A 15,600-nucleotide genomic window follows, 5' to 3' on the forward strand; every position below is an offset into this window, starting at 1 on the left:
CAGAAGTATTCTGGACAAGCCCCTTCTTTTGAGTGTACAAGAGAGGAAACAGTTGGTCTGTATGTCGCTTTTTTGCTGATCTGTTATACATGTGAATTTTCCTCATAAAACTAACACCTACTTTTCTGAATCATATGGTGAACGAATTAGAAGAATACTTACTGATATTAAATTACCTCAAACAAGGGGAAGTGCCACCAATCTTTCACGAATTACATCATCATCTCATCTGGTTGGTCGATGCATCGGGTCACGCAGGTGCCATTAATGACCGATTGGATGGTGTCGAAAAAAGATTAAAGGAAAAAAGCAGTGCGTTCACGAAACACTTTGAACAGTTTCATTTAAAAGCAGTCGAATTAACGGGCTATTTACGTACGAATATCCAGAAATTCCCGGCGTTAAATCGATTTAACCATGAGGTGGAAGTGGAAATGGGCTTATTTAAAACCTTTTTAAATGAGCTTGAAGAATTGGAGTTGAGCGCGGAAGTGTTAGGAATCTTTTCTGCGTCTATGGCTGACCATATGGCGAGGGAGGAACAGTATTATTTAATGAAAGTAGCACAGTCGGCTAGCGATTAGTAGAAGCATATAAAAAAGGCGCTATTCCAATAAAAGGGAATAGCGCCTTTAAAATTAAAAACACTAGCAGCAAAGTGTTACCTTCATGGTATTTCCTGCATCATCTGTTTTATCTAGATGACGAATTAAAAAACATAAGCATGTAAATGTCTATAAAAATCGAAAATTTGGTTAATGCTTCAATTCATAAAGGCTTAAAATATTATAAACTTAAATAAACAATCTATGTTTTAGTGATGAGCTTTAAAAATATTCCACGAAATGAAACCTTTACACTAAAACCGTACTCTAAGTTAGTAGGAGGGAATGCAATGGATCAGTACATACAACAAGCACTTGCTGGCGATGAGATTGCGATCGGGCATTTAACAACGATGCATAAACCTAGATTATTCGCTAAAGCATATACATATATGAAAAATAAGCAGGATGCGGAAGATATTGTGCAAGAAACGTTCATCAAAGCGTTCGGTGCACTGGCTCAGCTGAAGGAACCGAAATATTTTGCGACGTGGCTATACAAAATATTGATTCGTGAAAGCTTTTTTGCGATGAAAAAGAAGGAGCGCACGAAGCTGTTAGAGCTAGAAATCATGGAGCAACTTCAGTTACTAGACCAGGAAAAAAGCGAGGATTACAGCGAGTTACATAACGCAATTGCAAGCCTTAAAAAAGACTACCAAACGGCGATTGTATTGCATTACTTTTATGATTTTAAAGTGTTTGAAATCGCGGAAATGCTAGGGAAGCCAAACAACACGATTAAAATGCATCTGCATCGCGGCAGAAAAGCGCTACGCCTAAAGCTAGAGGAAACGATGCAACAACCAATACAACAAAAGGATGTGAAACGCATGTTAAAAGAGCAGTTATTTGACTTAGCACAGCAATATGCAAATGTGCCTGCGCACTATGAGCTAGAACTTGAAGACTATCATGAGGATGGAATCGCTTCGTTCATGTGGAAAGGGCAAAGTAAGGATGAAGGAGCTTTTATTCGATTAGATGACAAAGGGCGACTTGATGATTTTGCGAAAACCCCGACAAAAGAAGGAACACCGATTACTGAAGAAATGAAGCTTGAAATAGCCGAGCGACTGCTACGTGAACAATACCCGGAAGCACTTTCGTATTATACACTGGTAGAACAAAATAAAAAGGAATCGAGTACAAGCTTTAAGTATGGGCAAGTTGTTAGCGGGTTTCCATTAGACGGTTTTTATTGTCGAATTGAAGTCACCGATCCAGGTGAGGTCATTTATTTCACCTATACAGGCTATATGGAAAATCCTCCAGAAATGCCAAAGGAGCTTTATCCTACGGAGCGTATTTTAAATACATTGTACGAAGGTGACTGGTTACTTTGTGCTGAAAGCTTTAATAAAAAATATGAATCCGTTTCAGAGTCAGGTATATATGCAATCTATGAGTCAGAGCTATTAACGCAGGCCTATGATGCGGCGACAGGAAAACAATTATTTGATTATGGTAATGAGTCAAAGCGAAGCTATGTGCCGTTTCCAAAAGTAGAAGCACTGCAAAAAAAATACACAATTGAAGAAATTGTAGGCATCAATGAGGAATGGGAGCAATATGAAGAAGAAAGCATGGATGAAGCGTATGAAGAGCTCAACTGGCGTCCTAAAGGCTGGCAAGATTCTGAGGGAAAATCATACGAGCATTACATGAAAAGTAAATTTGAAAATCGGGTAAAGGCAAAAGTGGACAAACGTACGAAGCGCTTGGATAGTTTCATTTGGTTCGCTGAAATCGAAGGCGAGGCGAAGCTTTCTGAAGAGGAATGCTTACAAATTGCCGCACAGTTTATTCAAACGTACTATGCGGACTATACACCCTATTTACATGTAGAGATGAAAGATGAAGAGGACATAGAGGAAAACCGCGCCTTTTTCCGATTTGTCGTGCAGAAGGATGGATTTTTCGTTGAAAATGAATTTTTCCATATGAATATTAGTAAAAAAACGGGCGGCATTTTGATGTTTTTAGCACCAGATATAGCGGTTGAATCTATCGGAAAGTTTGAGCCAAAAGTGATTAAGCCTATTAAAGAATTACTGCCACTAAAAGGCTTAAAAGTGCAACTGGAATGGGACAAGGTGTACGGGAAAACAGAGAAGGATGAGGATGAGATGCGTTTTATTTACCGTATTCAAATGACGGACGGTGCTTTTATAAAAGGGGTTAATGCGGAAAGCGGAGAGGTTATTTATAGTGTAATATAACCAAAAAGCAGCGTCGCTTTATTTTTATCCCGTTGTTCTCCGTTACGGCGGACGGGAGCGCGGGTCAAGCGTGCAGTCTCACGCCTCAGCGGAAAAATCTTTTATATCTATATATTTACGCTACTTCTGTATGGAAATTAGTGGACATCTGAAATAAGACTGCTTAAATCCGATAATTTTTAACATAATAAAAGTAATATTAAAAATTAAAGGTGTGATTGGATTGAAAAGGGCAGTTTTTTTAGATCGAGATGGAGTAATAAATGAAGTGCTAACTGATCGAGTGAAATTTGTAAACGAACCGAATCAATTTTATTTTTTACCTGGTGTAGAAGAAGCAATTAAAAGTTTAAATGAGTATTTTGATTATGTATTTGTCGTAACAAATCAAGGTGGAATTGGATTAGGATATATGAAGGAAAAGCAGTTACATAAAATTCATGGCTATATGGTAGCTGAACTGGAGAAAAAGGGAGCAACGATTCATGAGGTTGCCTATTGTCCTCATAAACCAAAGGCTAAGTGTGAATGTAGAAAACCAAATAGCAAAATGATTTTAGATTTAGGAGAAAAATACAAAATTGATCTTGAAAAATCATATATGGTTGGAGATACTTATACGGATATTCAGGCAGGTAAAAAAGCTGGTACAAGAACCGTTTTTATTGGTGAGAGTGATCCATTAGCTGATGCAGTATGTCCAAATTTAAAAGAGGCAGCACAATGGATTATTCGTGATATTTAAAATGATAAGAAATAACCCACAGTGGAAAATTATCCATTGTCAAGCAACAAGAAATGTGCAAATAATTTTGGGGACACAGAAAACCAATTGATAAAAGAATATGAAACAAGATATTTGTCAGATAACGGTAGTATAAACAATCGTTTAACTGATTTTATTAATTCTTATGCAGAAAATGGATTTGTGTTACATTCCATAATTCCTTATCTAGAGGAAGGAACCACCAAAGGATACACATTAGTATTTGAATTAGAAGTTGATGAAGATTATATAATTTTTACAAAAGCCGACTCATATGAGACGGCTTTTTATTATGCAATCATCTTGGCACTTCAGAACCCATAGACCCGACCTTTACAAGTTCAGGACATGACCACATTGCTGCCTAACAGTAGAAAATCTATTACTTATCACCAGAAAAGAAGCGATATTCTGCCACTGTTTACGAAACTGTTATTACGCCGTGTTCCAATTGTGACTACTAATTGATGCACAGGGTTATGTAGAACCAAGACCAGATTGTTAAACCAATCACGCTTTAGGAAACTTATTACTTTAATAATCTGCGGATGATAATCGAATATAAACATAGAAATATATTCCAATTAATAAATTGATTATGTTAATATTATCATTATTTATCGATTATAAAGGGAGGGGATATTTTGTTATAGGAGTATGAATTTTAATTAGAATAAAAAGAGGGATAAAATGAAAAATATAAGCTCAATGGAAATAAGTTTGTTTAAAGTTTATATATGGGCAGTTTCCTTTTTAAAGCCATATTTAATGAAAGTTTCACTATTAATCATTTGCGGGGTAGTTATCTCAGTAAGTGAACTGATCATTCCTAAAATGTTTGGATATTTTATAGATGATGTTTTAAAGAATAAGAATATAAATTTATTTGTCTATTGCTTATGTGCAATTTTTTTAGTATTACTACTAAAATTAATCGCTACAGCATCAAAAGAATATTTGCAACGTTACATTCAAGAAAATAGTGTGAGAGATTTGCAGTGGAGCGTTGTAACAAAATTACGAAATCTTGGGGCCAGTTATCTTGAGAAAAACTCCACAGGAACAATACTTGCGTTAGTAAACACTGAAGTTGCAGCTTTACAACAACTATATAGAAGATATTTCCCTGAAATGATCCAACATATTTTATTTGTTTCTATCTCTATTTACCTAATGATAGATATTAGTATTTATTTAAGTATATCTATAATTCCGTGCATTTCCCTGTATTATTTATTTGGGCCAAGGATTGAAAAGAAAGCTTCTAATATTGCCCAAAAATTAGCGGATAGTCAAATCAATTTAGGACAAAAATATTATGAAAGTGTCTCCCTAATCAAAGAACTGCATGTGTTTAACGGCTTTAAATGGGATTTAAAGAATACATTAAAAGAGGTAGGGAACAATACAAATTTATATTCGAAGCGGTATTGGTATGCCTATTTAAGAGGATCGATTCGACGTTTTACTTATTATTTTGGAACGATTATTCTTATAATATTTGGTTGTTATTTAATAGGTGAAGAAACGATAACAGCGGGGGAATTTGTTTCATTTTTACTCCTATATTTAGCTACGATGCATAAATTAACATCAGTAATTACTCTTTTAACAGAGCAAAAAATGCTTATGTTTCAAGCGAGCAAATTATATGAGTTTACCCATATAGAACCAACAATTACTCAAATAGAAGGTGCGATACATTTAAATAAGGTAGAAGGAAATATCAATTTTGAAAATGTATCCTTTAGTTACACTCCTAATCATCCCATATTAAAAAATTTAAGTTTTACTATTAAGTCTGGTGAAAAAATAGCATTTGTTGGAGAGTCAGGAAGTGGGAAATCTACAATTGCTAAGTTAATGATACGTTTTTATGATTGTAATACTGGGGAAATTTCAATTGATAGAAATCCTATTCACTTACTAAGTTTGGAGACAATAAGAAGATCAATTGGAATTGTCTTTCAAGATGTTTATATTTTTGGTTCTACGATAAAGGAAAATATTTTATTTGGAAATCCACATGTATCTGAAGAAGAAATCATTGAAGCATCAAAAGCTGCACATCTGCATGACTATATTATGGAATTACCGGATCAATATAATACGAAAGTTGATGAAAAAGGGGATACATTATCAGGGGACTCAAACAACGAGTGGGTTTGGCAAGACTGTTTCTAATGAATCCATCGATCGTAATCATGGATGAACCAACCTCTGCTTTAGATAATATCACTGAAAAACATATACAACAATCTTTAGATAGTTTTCTAATGGATAAGACTGTAATAACTATTGCTCACAGATTAAGTACCATTCGAGATTATGATCGTATATACGTACTTGATAATGGCATCATTACAGAATTTGGTTCACATGGGCAGTTACTAGCAAAGAATGGTCTTTATGAGAAATTTATACTACAAACGAAAGAAGCTGGGCTCGTATGAAGAATCTGCATTGGATTTGGTCTTATATTAAAAATCTAAAGCTCCTCTATTTTTCTTCTGTCATTTTATTAATCACTGAATCTATAAGCTTCGTTTATTCAATAACCTTGCAACAATATATTATTGATCAAATCATTATGGGATCAAATTTTGGTGGGATTTTAAAATATGTTCTATTAATTGCTTTTTGTTATGTAATATTCATCATTTTATTTGTTGTGAATCCCTATATTCAAAGTAAAATTCATGGTCGTATTAAATATCAATTAGTTGAGCAAGGCTTATCGACTTTATATAGTACGCCAATCAATATCATTCAGAAAGAAAGAAATGCTCGTTATGTACATTTCTTTACGAATGAAATATCAATTGTTGCAAAATTAATAGGTGAAGATATTTCGGATATTATAAAGCATTTCGTAAGTACCATTATTATTTGTGTATTATTTTTAAAGGCATCTCCTATCCTTTTCTTATCTATCCTGACTTTATCTCTTTTTTATATAAAAACTGGAAAAAAATTATCGAATGAGCAAAAAAAAGTATCGAAAGATATTCAAAATAAAAAATCTTCACTACTAATTGTATTGGAAGAATGTATAACTTCTACGCGTGATGTGATAGCGAATAATCGTGGAGATTGGGAAAAAACGAGATATCAAAACAGATTTATTCAATACTTTAATAGTGTAATGATGGAAGGAAAGCTAAAGATAAAAATGGTGTTTTCATTAGAATCTATCACTTCCATTGCACAGATCATTGTAATTGGTTATGGGGGATACCTTGTATTTAAGGGGGAAATGTCAATTGGATTATTAGTTGTGATTTACCAACTGACAATAGAACTGCTCCACTCATTTGTAAAAGTATACAATTTAGTATTTTCATTTTCAGGCAAGATGGCTTCAGTTGAAAATATTAGCAATTGGTTTAATACAAAACCAAAACAAACAGAGAATACTAAAACGATAGCCTCTATTGAATCATTAACGATGGATAACATCTCTTTTCGTTATAATTCAGGCGGAAAATTTATATTAAAAAATTTTTCTTTAGATATACCAATTGGTAAGAAAATAGCTTTAGTTGGATTTAGTGGTAGTGGAAAATCAACTATTGGAAGTTTACTTGAAGGCTTACAAGAAGTTGAGGAGGGAAGTATAAAGGCAAATAATATCAATATTACTGATATTTCAAAAGATATTTGGAAAGCGAAGGTAGGCATTGTTTTTCAAGATCCATACATATTTCCAAGTACTATAAGAGATAATCTATTATTGGGATATAAACAAATTACTGATGATCAAATAATGAGTTTAGCCGAAGCAATGTGTATCGATGATTTCATTCAAAAATTACCAGATAAGTATGACAGTTCACTAGGAGAGCGTGGAATAACGATTTCAGGCGGTGAAAAACAAAGATTGGCTTTAGTTCGTGCTTTAATTAGGGATCCAGAGGTATTAATTTTAGACGAGTCAACCTCGGCATTAGATGTAAACACAGAAAAAATCATTCATAACAATCTTGCCATACTTAGAGAAAATAAAACGACAATTATTATTGCTCACCGACTCTCTACGATTAAAGATTCAGACGTGATATTTGTTATTGATAAGGGGAAAATTGTAGAACAAGGTTGTCATTCGGAGTTACTAAAAAATAAATCATTATATTATGAATTAGTGATGAATGAGATGAAAGATAATAATTCTTTAATGTATCAGTAAAAAAATTATAGACCTTTTTTAAAAATTCCATATGCATGATTTTGAATACCAATTTCACGGACGGAACGGAACAGTACATGAGCTCAACCTGGATGTTTTTTTAGTTGAACCTTTGTGATTTTCCATTCCGTCAATTTTAAATGTATTTTAGGGAGCTGATAAAGGGTGCTTTTTTTCTTCTTCTCAAACAGTTTTTCGTGAGCTTGGCATTTTTTGTAAGGTTAAGTTATTAATTTTCTCCAATTTTTGTAATAATCATCTAGGGAAGCTGCAGAAGTTATTTAATGCATTAATTACAAAGATAAGTTGCTTCGAAATCAGATGATTGGCAAATGAAACCTCCTAGATTTTTTACATAAATAATGAACCATCACACATTCTATAAAGAGGAGGTGTGAATATGGGGAAGAATGTTTCGAAGGCGAATCATGGAAAAACAGGAGCCGAACTAATAAGTGAAGCATTTGGCATGTCAAAAAACGATAGCGAAGCATTATTAGCACAGGCGTCGGAAGTTCAAACTACGGATATTCCTTTAGGGAAAGATGATGTATATGCAAGGGATAGTACTACAACAACTTTGAACAACTTACAACAAGATAATACATCCGCCATTTTAGATCGAAATGGGCCGAGGTAATTATTGTAAGTGAATCAATTGTGACTTAAGGCAGTTCTTCCTTTAGAGTAAGTAAAAAACTTTACAATTCCTTAAATTAAGAGCTTGTGCTTTTAATTTAAGGAATCTTTTTATTTTCAAAATCAGTTAAATTAGAGGTGTGAGGTAGGAAGTAGTCACAAAAGAAAAGACGAGTCGAAGCACATCTTCCTTTCATGCTTCGAACTCGTCTCTTTTATTTGCGTATGATAAAAACAAATCAATAAAATTTATTAATAGTTACATGATCAACTTCTTCAAGTTCCACATCTGTATCAGTCATAGTTGAAGTTGGAATTATGCGCTCGTTCGCGATTTCTAGACTTCTATAGTATTCCTGTGCTACTAAAGTTGTTTTGAATTCTGCTGTAGGGTCAATTGTTTCGACTAAATCTTTCAATACTTTCACATCTGTAACAAAGAACTCTTTTCTTAAGTTTACTTTGTTTAAGCGTTTAGCAGCTAGTTCTTGGTGCAGACGATATTCTAAGCCGACTGCATCTTCAGAGAACACCATTGCATGAACATCAAATTTAAATGGAACGGAAGCATCTCCTAGCTCATCCACTCGGTCCTGAGGATTCATACGTCTTGTCATACCAACTTTAAATACTTGATTTCCGAACGAACCTAAGTTTGAAATTACATAGACATATCCAGCTTTACCATTCGCACGTTTTAAAATTTCCTCTTTTTCGATTGCAACTTGATTTTGTTGTTGCTCTAATTCTGCAATGCGATGTTGTAATTGAGTTATAACATCTGGATTCGTCTCGTTATCTAGTAGCACGCTCGTTCTTTGTAGCTCCACGGTATATTTTGCTTCTTCTGCTTCAATTTTTTTTCGCTGCGCATCAAGCTCTTTTTTATCTGCAGCTTCTTGTTTCATTTGTTCACGGATTAAGCGCTGTTCTTCTTTCTCTTGCTCACGTTTAACATAGTAAAGGTACTCAATCTCAATTGCTTCTAAGAACAGTGGCTCTAATTCAGTTAAGAACTTTGCAATGGTAGGAGCTATTAACGCATTCCCATTTGAAGTAATCACTAAATATTTTTGAATTAAGGCTTTTGCATTGTCTAATGCTACATCATGCTTTGTATACGTAAGGGTATATAAGATATTTTGTAACTCGGCCTGTAAGCCAATGACCATTAATTGATAAATGGTTTTGTTCGCTTTTGTTGTGTAGCGAACTTTATATCTATCTAATAAATTTGCGATTTCTTTTTTGATGTTGTTTATTTTCTTTCTTAGTTCTTTTGAATTCATTGCATGGTAATCTAATTCAACTAAGCTTTTCATAATGCTTTCTTCATCGTAGTTGTTAACTAAATCAACTAGTTTTTTAGAAAGCTTTTCAAGGTTAATGGCATGAGGAAAATGTGTAATTAAATTTTTAATACCATTATATTCAGTATTTAACTTCAACAATTTAGTGTTATTTGATTTAATGCTTTTTTCTAATTTTCCATTTTCAATTGTTAACTTGTCATATTGCTCCGTAAATCTCTGCAATTCAGACATTTTATCTTCATTTTCCTTTAGAACATTTTCGACGATACGCTTTCCTTCATCTTCGAATTCAAGCTTAATTTGATTAACAAAATCATTTTTCTTTGCTTTAAATATACTGTTACTGTTTTCAATATCGTTTTGTAACAGAGTTTTTTCAGAATTTAATCCCACAAGCTCAGCTTCTAAAGTAGCTTTATTAGATTCCAAAGTCACTTTTTCACTTTCTAAAGTGGCTTTATCAGCTTCTAAGGTAGCTTTTTCGGCGATCATGTTCTTAACTTCGAGTGCCTCCAACCGTATTTTATTGGTTTTGATATATATAAATTTACCTCCCCATAGAATTACTGCTATAACTGCTGTAACTCCAAATGTAAATAATCCGAATAAAAGCATTAAAGTAATCATCCAGCGGCTAAAATACCAGGGCATATTAATTTTATTGGATTCTTTCTTTTCTTTAGTCATTAAAACAACCTCCTACTAATTGAACAAAATAGCTTATATAAGAATATAGCGAAACTTATATTACTATAGAGTATCTTAAGCTTTTATTGTATCTAATGAGGTTGTATATATCAATGGTAGCGGGACTTTGGAAGATATTGCATAATAAAATTCTATATATTAACATAGTTTGAATGTGGTTTACTTTGATCGAAAGCATTCGGCCAAATTAAGCTAGGTTAGCTCAGTTAAATAAGTATGGGAGACATTGATTTAAAAATAGATCAAACGTAGTGTTTGGGAGAGATTTCATCGTTTAATAGATTAAAAAATAAGGCTATTTTTAATAGCATGAAAGAATGGCACTAACAACTTGTATCCGTTGCAACTTTCACTTGTATTGCCAATCAAATCTTCACTTTAAAAATGACTATCTTACTTTTTTTAACCTAATTTTAACCTTTCAAAAGTAAAATATGGAATAGGATATATATGGGGAGGGATGAATAGGCTTAATTTTCTGATAAAAATTATTTAATCATTTTATTGTGCTTATAATAAGTTTTTCGCGATTACTATTATTTTCCTAATATATCCATTTAACTCTTTTTTATTTATTTGATATATTGCATTTAATGGAATACTGTGGTGTTGTACCAATTGGTTTACTCGCCATTTAGCAATTGGTAATGGTAGGACAGTACGAGTAGTTAAATAAACATGTAGATGTAATTTAACAGACACTTCCAAGAGCAGACATATGCGTAGCGGACAGTATAACTGTAGCAAGAAAACTGGAAATTCAGGTTATACATTTAATGGCTGGAATACACAAGCGGATGGTGAGTGAGTTAATGCAATGAAAATTTCAATAAGGTGAACAATAGATTTGAAAATTTATAGGGTTGGTGAATGAAATGAAACATCAGACTTTGAAAAAATATATCGTAATCACATCTGTATGCTTGATGGTTTTAGCGACACCATTCGTTGCGCAGGGTGAAGGAGTGCTCGATAGTAAGCACGGATTGCTAGAATTACGCACAATGGTAGGACAATCGAAGGCTGGTTTTAACGACGGTTCCACTGCTGATGCGTCATTATTCTATCCTACTTCATTACTACAGCAGGCTGACGGCAGCTTACTTATTAGTGATACCAATAATCATAAAATTAGAATGTTAGCTATCGATCAGCTGACAACTTTAAGCGGTCATATTGTAGATTTCGATGAATCTTCAATGCCAATAGGAAGCTATGGAGATGGTGCTATTGATGTAGCTATGTATCAATCACCTGGTGGACTTGCTATGGATGAACAAGGTCAAATCTATATTGCTGATACAAATAATCATAGTATTCGCCTTATTTCTAAGGAAGGTACTGTAACAACAATTGCTGGTTCATGGCAACTTGGCGATCAAGATGGGAAGGGCTCAGCTGCAGGATTCTATTCTCCATCCGATGTTGCTGTCGATAGTCAAGGTAACGTCTATGTTGCTGATACGTTAAATCATCTTATTCGTAAAATAGATACGAAGGGCAATGTTACAACTTTGAATAAGGCATCTGAAAGAGTGGTTGAATATTTTCCAGGTGTATTAGAGTATAGTGGCGATTTTGCAGATGGTTCTATAGCTGAAGCTATGTTCAATGAGCCTACTGGTCTAGCGATAGATGCTCAAGATAATTTATATGTTAGCGATAAAGGGAATCAACGTATCCGCTATATCGATTTTGCTACGAATAAGGTATCGACAGTAGTGGGCAATGGCCTTTATGACAGCGATGAGTTGTATGTGAAGGGAGCTTATGTTGATGGGACAGTTTCTGTTGCACGTCTATCCTCTCCAGCAGGGATTACAGTAACAAAATCAGGTATAGTACTTGTCGCAGATACACTTAATCATGTCGTTCGGGCTATTTATAATGGAAATGTAACGACAGTCGCTGGTATTGGAGGGGAGTATGGCTTCGCGGATGGCGTACTATCCTCAGGGGCATTGAATAAGCCTACCGATGTCATCGAATTAGCTAATGGAAATATCGCGATTGCTGATTCATCTAACAATAGAATAAGAGTCGTTCAATCTTATGTAATTCCAGAAAGGGTAAAATATGATGGCCCCACTCGTATTATTGTAAATGATGAGCTGCTGGAAACGGATGTTGCTCCAATGCTCGAAAAAAATCGGATATATGCACCGCTACGAGCGATCGTTACGAAGCTAGGTTTGAATGTCAACTATTTGACAGAGACGAAGCAATATGAAGTTATCGTCGATGATAAGCTGAGCTATATATTCTCTACATCAAGTGATCGCGTAATAAAGCTTGAAAATGGTGTGAATAGTGAATTATTGATGGATAATTCCGTTATTTTAGCGGATGGTCGTTTATTAATTCCAGTGAGATTTTTTGCAGAGCAACTTGGATATGATGTGCAATGGGATCAAGCGAACAGTAATGTTGTTATAAGACATACAATATTTAATTGATAATGAGCGAAGGAGGAATTACTTTGAAAAGATGGAGTATAGTAACGCTTATAGCTATATTTTTGACAGTATCGATATTTAGCCATGTCGGAACAGCTGAGGCATCCACTTCGAGAGTTGCAATTATATCGAAGGTGGAAGGTACAGTTGAGGTTCAAAAATCCGGAGGTAAAAAGATACTTAAAGGATTCAAAGGAATGAGCTTGAATCAAGGTGATATTGTAACTACTGGTAAGGAAAGCTCAGTTGTATTGAAATTTTCTAATGGTACATCAGAAGACGATACATTCGTATTAGAGAGTAGTGCAAAGGTAACTTTTAGTAAGCTGTCTAATAAGAGTGGTACTATAACGAAAGTAAGTATGCTTAAAGGAAAGGCATGGGTCGATGTAAAATCGATTAAAAATAAAGATGATGAATTTGTATTGGAAACTCCGACTGCTATTATGGGTGTACGGGGTACAAATTTCTTTGTAGGTGTAGACCCTAACACAGGACTCCCTTCGTTAGCGGTTTTGTCGGGGAATGTTAATGTTACTGGAAGCGGTAATAATACTGATCAATTTAACGTTTATCCAGCTTCAGCATTGACTGTTGGTGGCCAAGATCAACTACAAATGATACCGATAGATAACCAAATTTTAGCTCAAATGTTAAATTCAACTAGTAGTGAAGTTATGGCAGCGATCCTAGAAAGTGCACAAAAAATTATTAGTGAGAACCAAAAGCTAATGAATCAGTTTTCAACGACAACTTTCCCAACGGAAATTAATCAATTTCCGCTAGCGCAAAATCAATATACTGATAATGTATATAATTTATTGCTAGCTCTAGCAGAAGAGGCATTTAAGTTAAATAAAATAGATGGAAATGCACTATCAGAATTACAACAGAAAATTAAAGAGCAGCAACTGGTTAATTCTGAATTGCATGGAAATAAAGGCGATGTAGATTGGGAATTTGAAGCGAAAAAATTAAGCGAGCAACAGCGTTTAGAAAAATTAAAGGCAGAGCAGGCCAAAAAGGATGCATTAAAAAAAGAATTTTTAGCTAGTGAACAAAAAGCAAAAGAGGATAAATTGAAGCAAGATCGGCTTGATGCATTAGAAAAGCTCTGGCTTGCTAAGCAAAGCCAAGCTGAACGAGATGAATATGAACGCAAGAAGCAGGAAAGATTAGATGAGCAGCAACCAAATCAGGGGAACTCTAATAGTGGTTCAACGGTATCTCCAAAACCAACAGAGACTCCTGGCCCGACAGAAAATCCTGGCCCGACAGAGACACCGAAACCGACAGAACCTCCAACACCAACATGGCCACAAATAGAGAAGCCATTCGATTTACAGCTCGAGATAGGTGATAGTTCGACAGCCATGAATTATAAGCGAGGAGCGTCGATTACCGATCTACTAGTTAAAGAACCAATAGTAGTAAGCAGTGATGATGTAAGTCTTGTATTTAAATCAACGGACCCATCGATGCAACTTTTAGAAGTTAAACGTGATGGTGAGCCCATCTATGAACTAGATGAAGACGATGACGGTAATGGTGATGGAGTATTTATAACTCATTTGTCTCAGGAACGCGCTGAGATGAGATTCACAGTAACGGTGAAGCATAACAAGTTAGATACGAAAGAATTTAATTTGAATGTGGCTACAGAAGTACCACCCTCATGGTCAGATATAGAGAAACCGTTCGATGTTCAACTTCTGAAAAATGAATTGCCGACAGATTTGAATTATAGTAAGAGTGGTCAAGAAGATGATATCACCAACCTATTAATTGAACGAGAAATACCAGTTAACGGTGATAATGTATCTTTGGCAATTATAACAAGTGACCAAAATATACAAATACTTGAAATTGAACAAAATGGAGTAAGTATTAAAAATCCAGATACTGGATTTTTAACGCAGTTGGGACAACAGAAAACTGAGTTAATTTTCACAATAACCGTGCAACATAATACGTTTGGTCCGAAAATATTTAAGTTGATAGTGAATACCGTTGTACAACCATTTAATATTTACGAAATGTGGGGAGGTCATGATGGAAGTGTCGTTTCTTATCTACCGGCCCCATATACAATTAGCACAGGAGTTTCTAATTATGATTACGTCATTACAGTAGATGAGATTAATTTTACTGAACAATATCTTAATGCTATAGTTTTTAATAGAAAAGATGACGCCGATGAGATGTTGCTACATGTGAAAGTTGGAGATGAGTGGCAACCTCTAGAAATGAATCTCCATCTCCAAGATAGTGTGGAATATAAACACTATCCAACTCCGGGGACTGATTCAATACAGTACGAACTAGTGCATACAAGGGATGGGATTACAGAGACGTATCTCATTAATGTCCCTTCCATTCAATGGAATAATTAAAAGTCTAAGATCAATTGCTAAATCATTAATTGAGTTTTCATCTAGCAATTGATATGACTAATAAACAAGAAATAGGGTTCGGGTGCAAATATGATTTGTTAGAAACATGGTACCTCATTACCCTTCATATCCGTGAATTATGAAACTACACCAAATAATTTATGTATGAATTCCATTTCGCTTTTGACAGACTTCACCCTTTGGGGAAGTTGTCAATGGTGTAAAAGCTTCATACGCTTATTTGATTAATGAAGATGGAACGATAAATAGCAAGTTTGATTTGGAAAGATAATAGATTTACACAATCTCTAC

10 protein-coding genes and 1 pseudogene are annotated in these 15,600 nt (G+C 34.5%); 10 read left to right on the forward strand and 1 reads right to left on the reverse strand.

Translation table 11 applies throughout. The annotated features are described in order from the left end of the window. Nucleotides 1-104 precede the first annotated feature (104 nt). From DCE79_RS05790 to DCE79_RS05825, 8 genes and pseudogenes are all read left to right on the forward strand, one after another. Nucleotides 105-584 (forward strand): annotated as a pseudogene (locus DCE79_RS05790) (DUF2935 domain-containing protein); the annotation flags it as partial. A gap of 311 nt (nt 585-895) precedes the next feature. Continuing rightward, nucleotides 896-2,827, forward strand: coding sequence for a sigma-70 family RNA polymerase sigma factor (locus DCE79_RS05795; protein ID WP_159083058.1), 1,932 nt, complete (start codon nt 896-898; stop codon nt 2,825-2,827). A 223-nt stretch (nt 2,828-3,050) separates the two neighbouring features. Further along, a complete protein-coding gene (locus DCE79_RS05800; protein ID WP_108712165.1) occupies nt 3,051-3,572 on the forward strand; it encodes a D-glycero-alpha-D-manno-heptose-1,7-bisphosphate 7-phosphatase in 522 nt (173 codons plus the stop codon). Nucleotides 3,573-3,593: 21 nt separating this feature from the next. After that, a complete protein-coding gene (locus DCE79_RS05805) occupies nt 3,594-3,917 on the forward strand; it encodes a DUF4177 domain-containing protein (RefSeq protein ID WP_108712166.1) in 324 nt (107 codons plus the stop codon). A 366-nt stretch (nt 3,918-4,283) separates the two neighbouring features. Further along, nucleotides 4,284-5,777, forward strand: coding sequence for an ABC transporter ATP-binding protein (locus DCE79_RS05810; protein WP_108712167.1), 1,494 nt, complete (start codon nt 4,284-4,286; stop codon nt 5,775-5,777). After that, the gene (locus DCE79_RS05815) at nt 5,759-6,046 is read left to right on the forward strand and encodes a hypothetical protein (RefSeq protein ID WP_159083059.1); all 288 of its coding nucleotides are present in this window, start codon (nt 5,759-5,761) and stop codon (nt 6,044-6,046) included. The genes DCE79_RS05810 and DCE79_RS05815 overlap by 19 nt, the downstream gene beginning before the upstream one ends. Next, a complete protein-coding gene (locus DCE79_RS05820) occupies nt 6,043-7,779 on the forward strand; it encodes an ABC transporter ATP-binding protein (RefSeq protein ID WP_108712169.1) in 1,737 nt (578 codons plus the stop codon). The genes DCE79_RS05815 and DCE79_RS05820 overlap by 4 nt, the downstream gene beginning before the upstream one ends. 400 nt (nt 7,780-8,179) lie before the next feature. Then, nucleotides 8,180-8,419, forward strand: coding sequence for a cAMP-binding protein (locus DCE79_RS05825; RefSeq protein ID WP_108712170.1), 240 nt, complete (start codon nt 8,180-8,182; stop codon nt 8,417-8,419). Between the two features lie 238 nt (nt 8,420-8,657). On the opposite strand, the gene DCE79_RS05830 is transcribed toward DCE79_RS05825, so the two are convergent. Continuing rightward, nucleotides 8,658-10,418, reverse strand: a complete 1,761-nt coding sequence (locus DCE79_RS05830; RefSeq protein WP_108712171.1) for a GIY-YIG nuclease family protein — start codon at nt 10,416-10,418, stop codon at nt 8,658-8,660. Nucleotides 10,419-11,314: 896 nt separating this feature from the next. Between DCE79_RS05830 and DCE79_RS05835 the strand changes: the two genes are divergently transcribed. Together DCE79_RS05835 and DCE79_RS05840 are read left to right on the forward strand one after the other, a co-directional pair. Further along, a complete protein-coding gene (locus DCE79_RS05835; RefSeq protein WP_108712172.1) occupies nt 11,315-12,895 on the forward strand; it encodes an NHL domain-containing protein in 1,581 nt (526 codons plus the stop codon). A gap of 23 nt (nt 12,896-12,918) precedes the next feature. Continuing rightward, a complete protein-coding gene (locus tag DCE79_RS05840; protein WP_159083060.1) occupies nt 12,919-15,288 on the forward strand; it encodes a FecR family protein in 2,370 nt (789 codons plus the stop codon). Nucleotides 15,289-15,600 lie beyond the last annotated feature (312 nt).

This window comes from Lysinibacillus sp. 2017 (genome assembly GCF_003073375.1).
In the GTDB taxonomy this organism is placed as follows: domain Bacteria; phylum Bacillota; class Bacilli; order Bacillales_A; family Planococcaceae; genus Solibacillus.